The 17,790-nt window shown below is 48.7% G+C and carries 13 protein-coding genes; 9 read left to right on the forward strand and 4 right to left on the reverse strand.

The annotated features are described in order from the left end of the window. Positions 1–149 precede the first annotated feature (149 nt). From DPA2511_RS07140 to DPA2511_RS07150, 3 genes are all read left to right on the forward strand, one after another. On the forward strand, positions 150–1,745 hold the full coding sequence (locus tag DPA2511_RS07140; RefSeq protein WP_012765006.1) for an acyl CoA:acetate/3-ketoacid CoA transferase: 1,596 nt from the start codon (positions 150–152) through the stop codon (positions 1,743–1,745). A 14-nt stretch (positions 1,746–1,759) separates the two neighbouring features. Then, positions 1,760–2,911, forward strand: a complete 1,152-nt coding sequence (locus tag DPA2511_RS07145; RefSeq protein ID WP_012765007.1) for an acyl-CoA dehydrogenase — start codon at positions 1,760–1,762, stop codon at positions 2,909–2,911. A 705-nt stretch (positions 2,912–3,616) separates the two neighbouring features. Beyond that, positions 3,617–4,630 (forward strand): AraC family transcriptional regulator, encoded by a 1,014-nt coding sequence (locus DPA2511_RS07150; RefSeq protein ID WP_012765008.1) that lies wholly within the window; start codon positions 3,617–3,619, stop codon positions 4,628–4,630. 778 nt (positions 4,631–5,408) lie between these two features. Here DPA2511_RS07150 and DPA2511_RS07155 read toward each other — a convergent pair. The 3 genes from DPA2511_RS07155 to DPA2511_RS07165 all read right to left on the reverse strand — a co-directional run bounded on the left by DPA2511_RS07155 (position 5,409) and on the right by DPA2511_RS07165 (position 10,589). Continuing rightward, positions 5,409–6,941, reverse strand: coding sequence for a hypothetical protein (locus tag DPA2511_RS07155; RefSeq protein ID WP_318903386.1), 1,533 nt, complete (start codon positions 6,939–6,941; stop codon positions 5,409–5,411). 582 nt (positions 6,942–7,523) lie between these two features. Beyond that, on the reverse strand, positions 7,524–8,867 hold the full coding sequence (locus DPA2511_RS07160; RefSeq protein ID WP_012765010.1) for an OprD family outer membrane porin: 1,344 nt from the start codon (positions 8,865–8,867) through the stop codon (positions 7,524–7,526). Between the two features lie 810 nt (positions 8,868–9,677). Then, the gene (locus DPA2511_RS07165) at positions 9,678–10,589 is read right to left on the reverse strand and encodes an AraC family transcriptional regulator (RefSeq protein ID WP_012765012.1); all 912 of its coding nucleotides are present in this window, start codon (positions 10,587–10,589) and stop codon (positions 9,678–9,680) included. A gap of 624 nt (positions 10,590–11,213) precedes the next feature. Between DPA2511_RS07165 and DPA2511_RS24075 the strand changes: the two genes are divergently transcribed. The 6 genes from DPA2511_RS24075 to fadK all read left to right on the forward strand — a co-directional run bounded on the left by DPA2511_RS24075 (position 11,214) and on the right by fadK (position 16,659). Continuing rightward, a complete protein-coding gene (locus tag DPA2511_RS24075; protein WP_012765013.1) occupies positions 11,214–11,348 on the forward strand; it encodes a hypothetical protein in 135 nt (44 codons plus the stop codon). A 14-nt stretch (positions 11,349–11,362) separates the two neighbouring features. Then, complete coding sequence (locus DPA2511_RS07170) at positions 11,363–12,127, forward strand: electron transfer flavoprotein (protein ID WP_012765014.1); 765 nt, start codon at positions 11,363–11,365, stop codon at positions 12,125–12,127. 21 nt (positions 12,128–12,148) lie between these two features. Beyond that, positions 12,149–13,102 (forward strand): electron transfer flavoprotein subunit alpha, encoded by a 954-nt coding sequence (locus DPA2511_RS07175; protein WP_012765015.1) that lies wholly within the window; start codon positions 12,149–12,151, stop codon positions 13,100–13,102. Positions 13,103–13,153: 51 nt separating this feature from the next. Beyond that, positions 13,154–14,443, forward strand: a complete 1,290-nt coding sequence (locus DPA2511_RS07180) for an FAD-dependent oxidoreductase (protein ID WP_012765016.1) — start codon at positions 13,154–13,156, stop codon at positions 14,441–14,443. Further along, entirely contained in the window at positions 14,440–14,733 is a 294-nt protein-coding gene (locus tag DPA2511_RS07185) for a 4Fe-4S dicluster domain-containing protein (RefSeq protein WP_012765017.1), read from the forward strand. Before DPA2511_RS07180 ends, DPA2511_RS07185 begins: the two co-directional genes overlap by 4 nt. Before the next feature lie 258 nt (positions 14,734–14,991). Beyond that, positions 14,992–16,659, forward strand: coding sequence for a medium-chain fatty-acid--CoA ligase (gene fadK / locus DPA2511_RS07190; protein WP_012765018.1), 1,668 nt, complete (start codon positions 14,992–14,994; stop codon positions 16,657–16,659). A gap of 80 nt (positions 16,660–16,739) precedes the next feature. Here fadK and DPA2511_RS07195 read toward each other — a convergent pair whose 3' ends face one another. Continuing rightward, positions 16,740–17,729: a helix-turn-helix domain-containing protein gene (locus DPA2511_RS07195; protein WP_012765019.1), complete on the reverse strand. Its 990-nt coding sequence runs from the start codon at positions 17,727–17,729 to the stop codon at positions 16,740–16,742. Positions 17,730–17,790: the final 61 nt, after the last annotated feature.

Raw genomic sequence — 17,790 nt, forward strand, 5'->3', positions numbered from 1 at the left:
GAGTCTATGGGTGGGGATATTTTTATTCAAAAATTACCGCGTATTTATTACGTACAAGTCATACATGGAGTGCGTTATTTAATGCCGCTTCGGTGTGTTGCATTTTTGAATCGGAAAATAATTCAATTCGGCCTGAATCAGGAGTAGCTATGAAGCTGGAAAAACCGAAAAGAGTCAATGGCAGGGTCCCGGTATTATCTGCCGAAGAGGCTGTTAAATATATTCCGGATGAAGCCACGCTGTGCGTATTAGGCGCCGGCGGCGGCATCCTTGAAGCCACGACATTAATTACCGCGTTGTCCGAAAGATATCAAAACACGCAGTCGCCGCGTAATTTGTCATTGATCAGCCCGACCGGTCTGGGGGATCGCGCTGAGCGCGGCATCAGCCCGCTGGCGAAAGAGGGGTTGGTGAAATGGGCGCTGTGCGGCCACTGGGGGCAATCGCCGCGTATCTCTGATCTGGCGGAGCAAAACAAGATTGTCGCCTACAACTATCCGCAAGGGGTGCTGACCCAGACCCTGCGCGCCGCCGCGGCGCATCAGCCCGGCATCCTGAGCAACATCGGCATCGGCACCTTCGTCGACCCACGCCAACAGGGCGGGAAGCTCAATGAAGTCACCAAAGAAGAGCTGATCAAACTGGTCGAAATCGACAATCAGGAGTACCTGTATTACAAAGCTGTCGCGCCGAACATCGCCTTTATCCGCGCCACCACCTGCGACAGCGAAGGTTATGCCTCGTTCGAAGACGAAGTGATGTATCTGGATGCGTTGGTGATCGCGCAGGCGGTTCACAACCATGGCGGCATCGTGATGATGCAAGTCCAGAAAATGGTGAAGAAAGCCACATTGCACCCCAAATCGGTGCGCATTCCCGGCTATCTGGTGGACATCGTGGTTGTCGATTCCGCGCAGACCCAGCTCTATGGCGGCGCACCGGTCAACCGCTTCATTTCCGGCGACTTCACGCTGGATGACAGCACCAAAATGGATATCCCTCTCAACCAGCGCAAACTGGTTGCCCGTCGCGCCCTGTTTGAAATGCGTAAAGGTGCGGTCGGTAACGTGGGGGTAGGGATTGCCGATGGTATCGGTCTGGTGGCGCGCGAAGAAGGATGCGCGGATGACTTCGTTCTGACGGTGGAAACCGGCCCGATCGGCGGCATCACCACCCAGGGCGTAGCGTTCGGCGCCAATGTGAACACGCGCGCCATTCTGGATATGACCTCTCAGTTTGACTTCTACCATGGCGGTGGTCTGGACGTGTGTTATCTGAGCTTCGCGGAAATCGACCAGCACGGTAACGTCGGCGTACATAAATTCAATGGCAAGATCATGGGAACCGGCGGGTTTATCGATATCAGCGCCACGTCGAAGAAAATTATTTTCTGCGGCACCCTGACTGCCGGCAGCCTGAAAACTGCGGTGGGTGATGGAAAACTGAGTATTACCCAGGAAGGGAAAGTTAAAAAATTCATTAAAGAAATACCGGAAATTACCTTCAGCGGGAAAACCGCGCTGGAGCGTGGCCTCGACGTTCGTTATATCACGGAGCGTGCGGTATTTACCTTGAAAGAAGATGGTTTGCATTTGGTCGAAATTGCGCCCGGTGTCGATCTGGAAAAAGACGTTTTGGCCCAAATGGACTTCACGCCAATTATTTCCGGCGATCTGAAGTTGATGGATGAAAGAATGTTTCACGACAAAGTCATGGGATTTGTTTTGCCTGAAGCAGATCAATAACAGGAGTAAAGAAGATGAACTTTGCCTTAACCGAAGAGCAAGAACTGTTGCTTGCCAGTATTCGGGAATTAATTACCAATAATTTCCCGGAAGAATATTTCAGAACATGCGATCAGACCGGGACTTATCCCAAAGAGTTCATGAAAGCGCTGTCTGACAACGGTATTTCCCTGTTGGGCGTGCCGGAAGAATATAACGGCATTCCGGCCGACTATGTCACCCAGATGCTGGCGCTGATGGAAGTGGCGAAGTGCGGTGCGCCGGCATTCCTGATCACCAACGGGCAATGTATTCACAGTATGCGTCGGTTCGGCTCGGCCGAGCAGCTACGCAAAACGGCGGAAAGCACGCTGGCCACCGGCGACCCGGCTTATGCGCTGGCGCTGACGGAACCGGGCGCGGGCTCAGACAACAGCAGTGCCAGCACGTCTTATACGCGCAAGAACGGTAAAGTGTACCTGAACGGCCAGAAAACCTTCATTACCGGAGCGAAAGAGTACCCCTACATGCTGGTGCTGGCGCGTGATCCGGAACCGAAAGATCCGAAGAAAGCCTTTACCCTGTGGTGGGTGGAGTCGAACAAGCCGGGCATCAAGATCAACCCGCTGCATAAAATCGGCTGGCATATGCTGAGCACCTGCGAAGTCTACCTGGACAACGTTGAGGTGGATGAAAGCGATATGGTCGGCGAAGAAGGCATGGGCTTCCTGAACGTGATGTACAACTTCGAAATGGAACGCCTGATCAACGCCGCGCGCAGCGCCGGCTTTGCCGAGTGTGCTTTTGAGGATGCCGCCCGTTATGCCAACCAGCGTATCGCGTTCGGCAAGCCGATCGGCCATAACCAGATGATCCAGGAAAAACTGGCGCTGATGGCGATCAAAATCGAAAACATGCGCAATATGGTGATGAAAGTGGCCTGGCAGGCGGATATGCACCAGTCGCTGCGTACCAGCGCCGCACTGTGCAAATTGTACTGCGCCCGTACTTCGCTGGAAGTCATCGACGATGCGATCCAGATCATGGGCGGCCTGGGCTATACCGACGATGCGCGCGTTTCCCGCTTCTGGCGTGATGTGCGCTGCGAACGTATCGGCGGCGGTACCGACGAAATCATGATTTATATCGCCGGTCGTCAGATCCTGAAAGATTATCAGGACAAGTAACGTCCCCTGCCTCTGTTCACACCTTCAGGTGTGGACAGAGTGTTGACACTCAACGCCGGGGGCAACCTCGGACGTCCTTCTAGCATTCCCATCATCAGATGACGCCATGCCGACGGTGTTTTAGCAGCGGTTTGTGATGAGCAGTGTATGACCTATCGGTGGTTTGAATGGGTTGTATTCACAATGTCTCTACGTCGGGTTATTGATTGTTTCCGTTTGTTGGCGGGGGCGATATGCGTCGGCTGGTTTGCTCGCTATGTTGTCTACCTGTTATCTCCCACTATCCGGCGCCTAAACTGTTTATGATAATAAGCGGCATGAAGCGACTGGCGAGCTGAATGATGTGCTTTTCCTATTTGCTTGAAAAATTGATAGGTACTGATAACAGACGGCAATATTGCCACTGAATGGCGTATTCTCCTTTAATCAATCGGGTGTTTGTTATATACAGATAGTAGAGGTATTTGTCACCGAAAGGTTAATGCGTGACATTGATTGTTAACCGGGGGTTGTTTACTTATCTTTTTTTACTTGTTAGCTTCTGGTTAAGGAGCGGTGATTATTTAATACGATACACATTTCAAATAATTCGATTTTCAGGATGATAACTTAAGAGTTCTCAATAGGATATCCGCAGAGGAAGGATTACCTGCATTTACAACACAGTAGGTATAACAAATCGAACTCATCGAATAAGGATATTGTATGCATCGGATTAGCATGAATTATATCAGGATATTATTCAATATAATTAAATACCTAAAGATAGATGTTAATGTTTTGATCGCTGAAGCGAATGTAAGCAATCTCATTATTGATAAAAATAATGATTACATATCTATGGATGAGGCTAATAAGTTATTTTGTTCTGCTGTTAATATCTCTGGTGATGAATATTTTGGTTTGAAATTTTATGAATTTTTTCATCCGAGCTTCTTTAATGTGTTGAGCTATATGATGATGAGTAGTGATAATTTACTCCATGCCTTGGAAAGTGCATGTCAGTTTTCTACGTTAGTATACAGTGGCTCACATCCACAGATGACCAGAGTTGATCTCAATACATACTGTTTTGAGTTTAATGATGATCATAAATTATATAACAATGAAAATTGTCTTAGGTATTTTCATGATGCAGGCATCTCAACATTGTACGCATATTGTAAATGGCTGACGGTAGGTGACTTCGTGCGTTTTTCATCGGTTGATTTTTGCTATGAAAAACCCGCCAATATCGAAGAGTATGAAGCGTTATTTGGCTGCCCGGTTCAATTTGGCATGGGGAGTAGCCGCATGTATTTTTATGCGGATGATTTACTAAAACCGCTGATCACCAAAGATGAAGTGTTACACCGGATGCATGAGAACCATGCTCAATTAAAATTAAAATCCGAAGGGGTGTTTACTCTTAAAGTACGGAAGGTTATTGAGGAGCAGATTAAAAAGGGATATTGCAATGTCATGTCCGTTTCGACGTCATTGTATATGACGCAGAGGACGTTACAACGCCGCCTGGAAGATGAAGGTGTCTATTTCAAGGATATTTTATCCGATGTGAAAATTGAATTGTCCAGATATTACTTGATCTATAGTCAATGTCCATTATCTCATATCGCCGATATGGTCGGATATCGAGATATCAGTAGTTTTAGTCGTGCCTGCATTCGATGGTTTGGTATGCCGCCGAGCTTTTATCGTGCTGAAAATAAAAAATGGTGAGGTTGGAACGGTTGATAAGAATCGTATTCATTGATTTCCCCACCCTAATCATGATTGCCACTCTATGTCGCGACGGCTATACCATACAGCCAGGTAAAATTAGCGTTCATTAGTTTTATATCAACGAAAGATGAATGAATACCGATGTTCGGTATACCGCAATAACAGCCATCCATATTGACATCTATACCCTAAATCATTCGCGTTGCAGAGAGGCGGGAAGCGAGTGAGCCCCGACGCGCTTACGGCGATAACTGATTCGGGTGAATGACAAATCTGTCAGGCGCTGATTTGAATGCCGTTTGCTGCAACCCCCGAGGGCGAGGCCCAAGTATGGCCAGGTTATAACGCTAACGTACCGGCAACCTGAAGCATGACGGGTATAAAAAGGATGTTGTTACATATTACCGATGATTTATGCAACAACATCACAATGAAAGGAAGGGTTAGACTATTTGTTTGAGCAATAAATATCAGTTGCTCTGATTGACTAATTTTTTATTTAAACTGTAATTTCGATCTTTCTTCCGTGAGTAGATAAATAAAAGCAGAATAGAGCATAGCGATAAACGACCAATGCTATATAAACTTATTAGCGTGAAGAACGAGTATCTCTGTGAATAATCCATACCAATGGAAATATATGAAATCACTACATTTGTTATAAACCATAACAAGAGAAAGGCTAGCTTTAATATCGAATTGGTTTTGCTATCATTATTACTTAATCCTTTGGTTCCCCAACTGGTATCGTTATAGTTTACCAGTGCATAAGTGGTTAAAAAAACGAAATTGCTGGATCAAGAATAAGGTGCAGGAACGTCCAATGGAAAAAATGTGCAGTTGATGAAGGGGTTGGTATCATAGTGGCTAAAGAAAAAATCAGTAAAAATGCAGCAATGGTGTAAATCCAGAATGATGACATATTAAAAAAAACGACACCCAGGCAAGGCGTAACGATGAGGAATATAAGAGATAGAAATAGATAATGGATTATTTTTCCATATCTATTAGTCAGCGGAGTATAGCTACTAAATATAAGCTGTAGTCCCCAAATGGAAAACAGCCCCCAATAGGCTATATGGGCCAAACTCATGCCGGCTACACCTTCAATATAGGTAGAAGGGAATAAATGTTGAAAGACGGTGAAGTTCAACACACTAAACATGGCTGGCATGAAAAAGATTCTTATTGTATTAATTAATGATAAATATAATGCTATGGATATCTTCAGCTTGTTTCCTCCTCCTTTATTTTTATCCCTGAGAATCTGTGGCAGTTGGGATATGGCATGAAATCGAGCAGATATTGTGCTGTTTATCCATCGCCTGCGTTGTAAAATCAATTCGGATAATGTCTTGCAACTATCAATTTCCACACCTGCATTGGGATTAAATCCTAATTTATATTCTTGTGCATTGTTTTTTATAATTTCAAAACCAAGCACGCGATCTTCTGCTAAGTATAAATTCTTCTGCAATAAACCATCGGGCGACAATCCGCGAAAATAACCAAATAATGGAGAGGTAGGGTCACAATCATTCTTGCTAATTGCCTCCCATCGAATAAGGCTGCATGCGCCAGGAATGACCTCAAGATAACCTAAAAAATACCCTACCGGCCAGAAGCTTATTTTGTCCCATACAAAATTACTATATTGCCAGGATTTGTGGAGCGCACTAAAGGGTTCTGGTTTAGGTAATAAGTAAGCAGCAACCGCTGCGTAATTTTCCTGATATTCCATATCATGTAACAAATTCATCAGGCATGATGAATCAGGAATAGTTCCAGCATCAACCTGCAGAATATAGGTTGGATTTATGCGATTACATAGGGATAAAAACATCCAGGCGTGAGAGTCAAGTTTGCCTCTGTTTTTAGATTTTAATGCCAGAATGCAACTTACCTTGTGCTCTGCATCAGGAAAGGGGACTTTATCAATATCAGTCTTATACGCATGATGAATATCAGAAAGCGACAGTGCTTTCTCATCCAGCATTAGCATCGGATAGGCATCATCTTCACGAATGACGTCTAAATTATATCCCAGCAATGCCAACAAACGTAAAGTATCAGGGGCTATGTTAGCAATACCGTCGAATATAATACATATCTTAATGTTATAGTTTATATATTGAGTTGATTTTAAATGGTTGGCATTATTAATGGCAGCTAATAATGTATTGCATATCATTGATGCATTTTCATTATATGCTGTTATTGAAATAAGTATGTCAGTTTTTACAGAGCATATATCCTGTGGGATGATGGTCCTTTCAGTATACTTTTTTTTAGATCTATAAAATAAGATGCATTATATTGCTCTAGGCTAAGTGTCATAATAAGTATCCTTGGTATATATGATTTAATGATGCTGTGCATCGCTTGTTAATTGATTTTTCATCATGGAATATATGTATGGCACGACCATTGGACAGGCTGTTTTAAATAAAACACACTGTGTGGAAGTGCTGACGCTTATATATAAACATAATGGCGTTGGGGGAATGTACGCGAATTACGACAACTCATTGGCTATAAATGACAGGCGATGGTATTGAGCGGAGTTTATTGAGGAAATAATAGTGTGTTACCCGTGAGAGTTGTTCTGGGTAATAGAGTGAGTCATGAAAATAGATCGGAGTGTGTCTTGTGATTATTTTTTAGATGCTTTATCTCGCCCAAGAGATAACAATCATTTGGTGTGATGATAATCTCTTAAAAAATATCCAGAGATAAACATATTCCTGCACGTTAAATAATACGCTCACGGTATTCCTAACGATGCAATGAGGGATGATGCACCCGAGTTAACGTGCCGGTATTGTAACAAATAGTGGCTGGACACCGCCCGGCATCGCCATTCCCGGTAGCGAGAGGAGACGTTGGGGCGTCAATTCTTGAGTGAGAATGGCAGCGTAATGGTTAATTTAACGTTGTTTTGATCCTGTGGCGTATTGTTGAAACCATTACTGTAGGATGTTATTCCACTGTGGTTCGCATATTTAACATATCGCAATTTTATATTTCCTCCTTTAAATAATTGATTATCAGGTAATTCATATTTAATATAAAATCCTACTGCGGATTCGTGGATTCGTCGTTCTTGATCATAATTTAAATTCGTGCTTGGTCTGGCTCCCCAACCTACTGCATAGCTGGTTCCGAGAGACCAATTGGGTAAGTTTAATGTCGAGAGTGAATATTTCATTTCAACGAAAAGTGCTTTTTCACCATCGGCATTAAAATCAGAAATAGAGTCCCACCAAAAATCCATTCTGCCTGCTGAGCTGGCATAAGTGGGTGTCAGTCTGGTAGTGAAATATCCTTGATTTCCTGGCGCGTTAACTTGCGTTGCCTCTATTAAAATATCAAAGGGAAGAGCCTGATAAGAAAGGCTTAATCCCTGAAGCCAGGCTGCGCCGTCATAAATATTATCGGTGGATTTATCGTTGGCGATATATATCTGATAATTTATTTTAAATGTGTTTTTATCTGTGTATGGGCTATATGTCAACTTCCACATATATTGTTCTAAATAGTTTTTAGACTGGCCATATGCGGCTTCGGCTAACCAGTGATCGTGCTGATAGCTTCCGCCGATCGAGAATATATGGGAGATTGGCGTAACTCTGTCCATCGCACGAAACGAGTAAAATCGAGTGTACCAGGGGGCTTTGTATTGATCACTGATAAAATAAGCTAGTGATAATTTATCATGCGTGAATATATTCCAGTTAGCGCCTGATTCAATTCCGCGATACGTACCCGGTGATATGTTCCAGTTGGATGATACTAATGTTTTTCCTGAGGGCGCAATATAGCCAGCATTTAGCCAATAACTATGATATTTAAATTTTGCATGCGCTTTGTAAAGACTACCACCGCTACGATTCCCTTCCCATGTTTCGTCCCATACGGTTTGCGCATTATTCATTCCAACTTCATCAATGGTATTTTTTCTGTCTGATATTTTTTGTGCCTGATAATAGCCTGCATCTATACCAAAAAAATCCCGATAATATCCTGATTGAAGCGTTAAGTTGATTGCAGATGTCGCCTGATACATAGACATCTGGTATGTGCTGCTGTTTGCTGGTTCTCGCTGATATTCACTAATGTCGGAATAATAGAGTACACCATTTATTGTTGTATCACGGATGAAATCTGACGCTGTGGAATCATGTATGTCAGAAAAAACAAAAAGAAATAACCACGTTCTTTTATACCCTGACATGTTATTCCCTATAATGATTTTAATTTTATTTATAATAATTACATGACGGTTGTATTTTATACGGTGATGATCAATATATCCGCCATCCTTCAGATTGCAGGTGTGTTATTGGTGTTTGTTCACCCGAATCACTTATCGGGACTTGCTTATTTACTATTTTCCTGCAACTCAAATGATTTAGTCTGTATAACTAGTTAAAATGGCGCAAAGCAACAAAATAGATAACGTGTGATTTTTTAGGCTGTTGTTGGTTTTTCCCTGGTGTTTTTAACACCTCCTTGATTCTTTAAAATATTCAATAAATATAAATCCTTCATAGGCATCCGGGCGACTGTCGGATGGTCATGGTGGCGATGGCCTCACCTTTTTCTGATACATATAACTAGCCTGGATGTTTGGAGGCGATGGAATCCCTGGTCATCATTATTTCCTGGTTTAAAAGAGAAAACCTGCAACAATTTTTCATCAAAATAACAACCCAAAAAAGCAAAGTAAATAACAGTCTCTTGTCATGTCACGACATCAATTCGTCTTTAAATGACAGGGTGATTTAGCCCTGTGGATAAGGAACCGGTGAACGAAAAATAAAAACCGTAGAGGATATGGTATTACTGATATTGGCTCTTGATGTGGGTATATGAAGACTCTATCCCCGCATCTATCACCGGTTAGCGTAGTACGTGTCTGCAGGGTAGGGTTTTAGGGAGGCGTCGCTTGTTGCTCTTGTTCGGTTTCACCGGAGGAATATGGGTGACGAGCTATAGTGAACGCCACCATCAATGCCCATTAGCGCTATAAAGCGCGATCGGTTTAAATTAGCATCTCTGAGCTATCGTCAAACTGCGTCATATATTCCAGGCTGCCGAGGTCATTTTTAAACTGCTTCCGGTATTCTGATGGCGAACAACCGACATGCCGGATAAATAGTTTTGTGAAATGATCGACATTGTCGTATCCGACTTTAAATGATATTTCATTCAGGCACAGTTCGGTGTTGGTCAATGAAAACTTCGCTTCGGTAATTCGACGTTTAATAACATAGTTAATGGGCGAGATATGGTATTCTTTGGTGAATTCGTGGCAAATGTAGCTGACGCTAGCGCGGAACTTTTTCGCTAATTGCTCCAGCGTAATTTTTTCCCGATAATTACTGTTAAGATAAACCAAAATATCTTTGACCAGGACATCTTTTTTCATATAGCCCAGTTCGGAGCGGCCGGCATTTTTGAAATTTTCATAATAAAGCACGGCCAGTGCGTAACTAAACGCATCATAGACCAGCGACGGGGTGTTACGGTTTTGGCGTGGCAACAGTAAACTGATTTCCTGAAAGATGCTTTTGATGACGTCTTTATTCTTCACCATGGAAGCGACGGGGCATGAATGCGGCGGCATGAGCCGGCCTTCTTCCATCCCATTGATTTTAAATCCGTAAATGGCACAGGTGCAGGTTGTGGCGGGGGAGACGGCATCGGAGGCGACCGTGTGCAGGCTGCCGCGCTCTATCACGATGATATCGCCGGCGCGGGCAATATAGCTGGAGGAATCAATCGTGAGATTAACCACGCCTTTTTTGACATAAATCAACTCGGTTTCAGCTTCATGAACATGATGGCCGGATTCCCAGTTGGGATCGTCGCTAATAACATAGCGGGAGAGTTTTGGCGTCAATCCGTTTTCAAAGATGGAATCCGTTCTATTATCAAAGTTGCACTGATACATAATGACTTCCCCATGTAGCCGTAAGCTGCAAGTCAATTACTGAATGGTTCAATCGAGTAACGAGAAACAATATATAACACGAAAAAAACCGACCCCAAAACAAGATTGTTTGTATGGAATGCAAGATTGTGCACTGGTGCAAATAATGGATGTTTTTATTTTTCATTAATAAAATCTATAGATTCATGCATAAAAACTATGGAATAGGTGGTGAGAGGAGTACAAAACGAACATATAACATTCATAATGCGGCGAGATATTTATTTTGAATTGAAACCATCAAAGAAAAAAAAGAGTATATCGAAATAAACATGATGATCATCACAACTTACTGGCGTGATTTTATATTTCATCATTGCTATGACATAACACGTTTTTTTCTTTATCTCCCACAGCGTAGAGATAAACAGAAAACAATTAATTAACACATTGTCGAGGTTGGCATTTTTTTCTGCAAGATAGTTGGTAACTAAAACATATTATCATGTCGTATTGTATTGGCGGCGGCATCAATATATCAGCCTAGTATATTCCTTTGAGAAAAATGGTTTTCTATACCTGGCTGTATTCCCCATCCAACATTGGGGCGCAGCGTTATAGAGAGTCTTTAATGCGGAGAAAAACATGAGTCAATCAAACGTCTCTCCATTTTCTTTATTGCCGGCGACCGGCATCTATCTGAATTGTTCCGTTTGCCCATTGGCTTATCGTCATTCAGGTACGGACGCCTTCACCGCCAACCCCAATATTCGTGATTGACGATAGGAGATACCATGAAAATTATAACCTGCTTCAAGCTGGTACCCGAAGAGCAAGACATTGTGGTTACTGCAGATCGGACGCTGAATTTCGATCGCGCGGACGCCAAAATCAGCCAGTTTGACCTCAATGCCATTGAAGCCGCCACCCAACTGGTGGGTGACGACGGCCAGGTTGCGGCGCTTTGTGTCGGCGGCAAGTACCTGGACAACTCCAAAGTGCGTAAGGACGTGTTGTCGCGCGGCCCGCATGAACTTTATCTGGTTCAAGACGCACAGTTGGAAAACGCACTGCCCAAAGACACCGCGCAGGCGATCGTTGCCGCCGCAGGCAAAATCGGGTTCGACCTGATGCTGTTCGGCGAAGGCTCCGGCGATCTGTACGCCCAGCAGGTGGGCCTGCTGGCCGGGGAACTGTTGCAGGTACCGACCATCAATGCGGTCAGCAGCATCCAACTGGACGGTAATCGCGTCATCGTCGAACGCACGCTGGAAGAAGAAGTCGAGGTGCTGGAGTTGACGCTGCCGGCGGTGCTGTGCGTGACGTCCGATATTAACGTGCCCCGCATTCCTACCATGAAAGCCATTCTCGGCGCCGGGAAAAAACCGGTTACGCAGTGGAAAGCCGGCGATGTCGAGTGGACGCCGAGCGCGCCCTTTACCGAACTGGCCGCCATCCATGTGCCGCCTCAGGCTGAACGCAAACATATCATCATTGAAAGCGATTCACCGGAAGCGGTGGCCGAACTGGCTGAACATCTGAAGAAAGTGCTGAACTAACCCGGACGGAGAAAAATCACCATGAGTAAATTAGCCAATGTATGGGTGTTCAGCGATAACACCGATCGCTATGCCGACCTGATGGCCGGCGCACGTCAATGGGGCGAACGTGTCGACGCACTGGTTCAGCATGACGACGTAGTGCCGGCGGTGAAACCGTTGGGTGCGGATGCGCTCTACGTACTGGGTGTGAATGCGGAAAATCAGCGGATTGAAAACTATGCCGAGACGCTGGCTTCCGTCGTAGAAAAACCGGCGGACGGCGCCCGTACCGTGTCGCTGATCCTGTTGTCCACCACCAAACGCGGCAAAGCGTTGGCCGCACGTCTGAGCATTCTGTTGAATGCCGCGCTGGTTAACGACGTGACCACCCTGAGTGTGACGGATGACGGCGTATTTGCTGAACACCGCATGTACGGCGGCCTGGCCTTCGGTCGTGAAAAAATCAATACCGCGATCGCCATCGTGACGCTGGCACCCGGTGCGCTGGAACCTGTCGCCGCCAACCCGGCGCACGACTGCCCGGTGTATCAGGCCAGTTATGTCGCGCCGCGTCAGGAAATCCTGTGCAAGGAACGTCGCGCCAAATCGCTGAGCAGCGTCGACTTGAGCAAAGCCAAACGTGTGATCGGCGTCGGCCGCGGTCTGGCTGCTCAGACCGATCTGAGCATGGTGCAGAACCTGGCGAATGTGATCGGCGCGGAAGTCGGCTGTTCCCGCCCGATCGCCGAAGGCGAACACTGGATGGAACGCGAACGCTACATCGGCGTTTCCGGCGTGCTGCTGAAATCCGATCTCTATCTGATGCTGGGTATTTCCGGCCAGATCCAGCACATGGTGGGCGGCAACAGCGCGAAAACCATCGTCGCCATCAACAAGGATAAGAATGCGCCGGTCTTCAAATACGCCGACTACGGTCTGGTCGGGGACATCTACAAAGTCATCCCCGCCCTGATTGAGCAGTTAACCCGTTAATGACGCATGTCCCGCCACCTTGCCGGTGGCGGGATAGAGGGAGCCGAAGCAATGTCGGAAGAAAAATTTGATGCCATCGTGGTCGGCGCCGGCGTTGCCGGTTGCGTCGCCGGTTATGTGATGGCGAAAGCCGGGTTGGACGTGTTGGTGGTTGAGCGCGGCAACACGGCGGGCAGCAAGAATATGACCGGCGGGCGTCTGTATGCGCACAGCCTGGAAAAAATCATACCGGGCTTCGCGCAAGAAGCGCCGGTCGAGCGCAAAGTGACCCGGGAGAAGATCTCTTTTCTCACCGAAGACAGCGCCGTCACGATGGATTACCACAGCGAGCAGCCGGATATCGCGTCGAAAGCCTCCTACACCGTATTGCGTAATCTGTTCGACCCGTGGCTGATGGAAAAAGCGGAAGACGCCGGCGCGCAGTTTATTCCCGGCGTTCGCGTCGATGCGCTGGTGCGCGAGGGCAACCGGGTGGTCGGCGTGCAGGCGGGCGACGACGTACTGGAAGCCAATATCGTGATTCTGGCCGAAGGCGTTAATTCGCTGCTGGGCCGTTCTATCGGCATGGTACAGAAATCATCGCCGCATCATTACGCCGTCGGCGTGAAAGAGCTGATCGCGCTGCCGTCCTCCGTGATCGAAGATAGGTTTAATCTTGCTGCCGGTGAAGGCGCGGCCTGGCTGTTCGCCGGGTCGCCGTCAAACGGCCTGATGGGCGGCGGATTCCTTTACACCAACCGGGATACGATTTCATTGGGGCTGGTTTGTGGTCTGGGCGATATCGAGCATGCCACCAAGAGCGTGCCGCAGATGTTGGAAGACTTTAAACAGCACCCGACTATCCGTCCGCTGATTCAGGGCGGCACATTGCAGGAGTATTCCGCGCACGTCGTGCCGGAAGGCGGGCTGGAGATGGTGCCGCAATTGGCGAGCGACGGCGTGATGATAGTTGGGGACGCGGCGGGGTTATGCCTCAACATGGGCTTTACCGTCCGCGGTATGGATTTGGCCATCGCCTCGGCAGAAGCCGCCGCACAGACCGCTATCGAAGCGAAGAGCACGCAGGACTTTTCCGCCAGCGGGCTGGCCGGGTACCGGAAAAAACTGGAGCAGAGCTTTGTGCTGCAAGACATGCAGCGTTACCGCAAGCTGCCGGCAATGATGGAAAACCCGCGCATGTTTACTCAGTATCCGCAGATGGTCGCCGGCATCATGAGCGACGTGTTTGTGATTGATGGCAGCCCCAGCAAGTCCATGGGTTCGAAAATCATGGGCCGCGCTAAAAAGGTAGGGCTGATGAACCTGTTGAAAGATGGCATCAAGGGGGCGACAGCGCTATGAGCAACGAAAATAGCGTCAATGTTGACGTCAAACTGGGCATCAACAAGTTCCATGTGGATGAAGGGAATCCGCATATCGTGCTGATGGATAAACCGGCGCAAGATCAGTTCAACAAACTGGTGAAGGCTTGCCCGGCGGGGCTCTACAAGCAGGATAGCGAAGGCAATATCCACTTTGATTACGCCGGTTGCCTGGAGTGCGGCACCTGCCGGATCCTGTGCGGCGATACGATCCTGGAAAAATGGGAGTACCCCCAGGGCACGTTCGGTATCGAGTTTCGCTTTGGTTGATTGATGTGACCTGCCGGGGCCATCGGCGCCGGCGGTGGGAATGGACAGCGGCCGACAGCGATGTTCCCGCCGGTTGAGACGGTTCGATGTGTCGGCAAGTGATGATGGAACGACAGGGTATCGTGCGCTGTGTTACCACCCACCGGTATGCGCGGGACGCTCGCAAGGGGAGGCCTCTCCCCTTGTGTTTTCCCCGATAACCGGCAGAGGAGCAATGCATCCCGCGAGCGTTCTGCTGTGTATAACAGAGACAACATAATGACTGTCACAATCAAATTTAACGCCGAACGCCGGGCTTTGTACCGGCGGATGGGGTATTGGGGAGATGCGTCGCTTGGCGACTACTGGCACCAGGCGGCGAAGGCCGCGCCCGACAAGACTGCGGTAATCGACAATCAGGGAACCGCCTATACCTACGCTGAATTGGACAGTGCTGCCGGCAGCCTGGCGTCCTATCTGTTGGCGTGCGGTATTAAGCCGGGCGATCGGGTGGCGTTTCAGCTTCCCGGCTGGAGCGAATTCACGCTGATTTACCTGGCCTGTCTGAAAGTCGGTGCGGTGTCGGTTCCGCTGCTGCCGGCCTACCGGGAAACCGAACTTACCTGGACTCTCAACAAAAGTCAGGCGCGGGTATTGTTCGCGCCGACCCGTTTCAAAAACACCACCCCGTTGGAGCTGATTACGCCATTGCGTGAGCAACTGCCGTATTTAGAGCACCTGGTGGCGGTGGATAAATTGGCGCCCGCGGTCTCGACGCCGGCGCTCAGCCAACTGTTGCAGGACTATCCGCCGCTGGCGCACCCGGTCAGCGTCAACGGCGACGAGTTGGCCGCGGTACTGTTCACCTCCGGTACCGAAGGGGTGCCGAAGGGGGTGATGCTGACCCACAACAATATTCTCGCCAGCGAGCGTGCATACGCTTCCACCCTGAATCTCAACTGGATGGACACCATCCTGATGCCGGCGCCGCTGGCGCACGCCACCGGTTTTCTGCATGGCGTCACCCTGCCGTTTCTCATCGGGGGGCGCAGCGTGTTGCTGGATATCTTCAACCCGACGCACTGCCTCACGCTGCTGGAGCGGGAACGCTGCACCTGCGTGCTGGGGGCGACGCCGTTCGTTTACGATTTGCTGTGCACCGTACAGCAACACCCCTACGACCTGTCGTCGCTGCGTTTTTTCCTGTGCGGCGGCACCACCATCCCGAAAAAAATCACCCGCGACTGCCTGCAAGCCGGCATCAAACTGCTGAGCGTGTATGGCGCGACGGAAAGCTCGCCGCATGCGGTGGTTAAGCTGGACGATCCGCTGTCGCGCGTGGTCAACACCGACGGCACCGCCGTCGCCGGGGTGGAAATCCGGGTGGTCGACAAGCAGCACCAGACGGTGCCCTGCGGCGAAGAAGGCGAGGAAGCCTCCCGTGGCCCGCAGGTGTTTATGGGCTACCTGGACGAGCCGGAATTGACGGCGCGCGCGCTGGATGAAGACGGCTGGTATTACAGCGGCGATCTGTGCCGGATGGACGAGGCGGGGTACATCAAGATCACCGGCCGCAAGAAGGACATCATCGTGCGCGGCGGCGAGAACATCAGCAGCCGTGAAGTGGAAGAGATCCTGATGCAGCATCCGCGGGTGCGCGATGCCGGCGTCGTCGCCATGCCGGATGAACGCCTGGGGGAACGCACCTGTGCTTATGTGGTGTTGCAAGAGTCCTGCGCCATACTGACGCTGGAGGACGTGATCGCGTTTTTCTGCCGCAAGCGTGTCGCCAAATACAAGTACCCCGAGCATCTGGTGGTGATTGACCATCTGCCGCGCACCGCGTCGGGGAAAATCAAAAAGTACCTGCTGCGGCAGGATATCGCCCAGCGCCTCGGTCTGGCGGAGGAGCCGACGGCGGTTTCCGACACCTCGCTGCATGTCTAATAAAAACCCCCGGCGTTATTAGCGCCGGGGGTTTTTTAGTGTGCCTGCGGGTCTGAGCCAGGCGGTTGCAGGGAATGCCTTCAAGCGAAGGTTAACTGCCGGGTGTCTTCCTCTTCGTCTTCGTCAACGCGGCGTTTGGCGTTGTGGCCCGGCGTCGCGTTGGGCACGTTTTCTGATAACACGATCTGTTTGACCGCCAGCTCGCGAAACTGGGTGGGGCTAACGCCGGCGTGCTTGTGAAAGAAGCGGGTGAAATAGGCCTCGTCGTTGAAGCCGAGCGAAGCCGCCAGTTGTTTGATGGTTTTGGCGGTATACACCAGATCGCGTTGCGCTTCCTGAATAACCCGCATATTGATCACATCCAGGCTCGACATGCCGAGCGCTTCCCGGCACAACCGCGACAGGTGGCCCGGCGACATGCCCATTTTGCAGGCGTAATCGTTAACCGACAGGCGCTGGCGGAAACGCTGATCGACCAATTGCAGGAACTTGTTGATTTGCGCCGTCTTGCGCGAACAGATCTCGTATTCCTGCGGCTCCACCACCTGGCCGCTGATGCGGGCAAGGTGCAAAAACAGCGAAGTCAACAGCGACATGCCCATGGCGATCTGGTTGATGTTGGGGATGCGCAGTTCGCGCACCATGGCCTGATAGTAGCCCTGCACCACCTCGCAATCATCCGGTGTTTGCGCCAGTGAAATGATGCACGGGGTATCGACCAGCTTCATGACATTCGGCGCCAGCAGCGCGATTGTCGATTCCAGCGGTTTCTGGGAGGCGGTGATGGTCAGCCCTTCCGAATCCGGCGTGTATTCCAGACCGTGTACCGTTTGGGCGGGGATCAGAATCAGACACGGGGCATGTGCCTTGAAACGGGTGTAATTCAACAACACATCCACGTCCCCTTGCTGGATGAACAACACTTGCAGCAGGGATTCGTGCACATGGGGCGACACCTTCCAGTTCAGCGACCGGGAGCGAAAAGACAAATGTTCCACATTGAAGAAGTTTTCCCAGCTTAGTTCAGACTGTTCGCCATAGAGCGCATAGGCAGGAATGGTGGTATTCATGGTGATTCCCTTATTGTCGAACCATTGATAATTATGCACTTATTCGATTTTCTTCACCGGT

The sequence above is a fragment of the Musicola paradisiaca NCPPB 2511 genome, assembly GCF_000400505.1.
Taxonomy (GTDB): Bacteria; Pseudomonadota; Gammaproteobacteria; order Enterobacterales; family Enterobacteriaceae; genus Musicola; species Musicola paradisiaca.

Coding starts and splice junctions, on each gene's coding strand:
- DPA2511_RS07140 (WP_012765006.1), top strand. CDS start 150: ATGAAGCTGGAAAAACCGAAAAGAGTCAATGGCAGGGTCCCGGTATTA.
- DPA2511_RS07145 (WP_012765007.1), top strand. CDS start 1,760: ATGAACTTTGCCTTAACCGAAGAGCAAGAACTGTTGCTTGCCAGTATT.
- DPA2511_RS07150 (WP_012765008.1), top strand. CDS start 3,617: ATGCATCGGATTAGCATGAATTATATCAGGATATTATTCAATATAATT.
- DPA2511_RS07160 (WP_012765010.1), bottom strand. CDS start 8,867: ATGTCAGGGTATAAAAGAACGTGGTTATTTCTTTTTGTTTTTTCTGAC.
- DPA2511_RS07165 (WP_012765012.1), bottom strand. CDS start 10,589: ATGTATCAGTGCAACTTTGATAATAGAACGGATTCCATCTTTGAAAAC.
- DPA2511_RS24075 (WP_012765013.1), top strand. CDS start 11,214: ATGAGTCAATCAAACGTCTCTCCATTTTCTTTATTGCCGGCGACCGGC.
- DPA2511_RS07170 (WP_012765014.1), top strand. CDS start 11,363: ATGAAAATTATAACCTGCTTCAAGCTGGTACCCGAAGAGCAAGACATT.
- DPA2511_RS07175 (WP_012765015.1), top strand. CDS start 12,149: ATGAGTAAATTAGCCAATGTATGGGTGTTCAGCGATAACACCGATCGC.
- DPA2511_RS07180 (WP_012765016.1), top strand. CDS start 13,154: ATGTCGGAAGAAAAATTTGATGCCATCGTGGTCGGCGCCGGCGTTGCC.
- DPA2511_RS07185 (WP_012765017.1), top strand. CDS start 14,440: ATGAGCAACGAAAATAGCGTCAATGTTGACGTCAAACTGGGCATCAAC.
- fadK (WP_012765018.1), top strand. CDS start 14,992: ATGACTGTCACAATCAAATTTAACGCCGAACGCCGGGCTTTGTACCGG.
- DPA2511_RS07195 (WP_012765019.1), bottom strand. CDS start 17,729: ATGAATACCACCATTCCTGCCTATGCGCTCTATGGCGAACAGTCTGAA.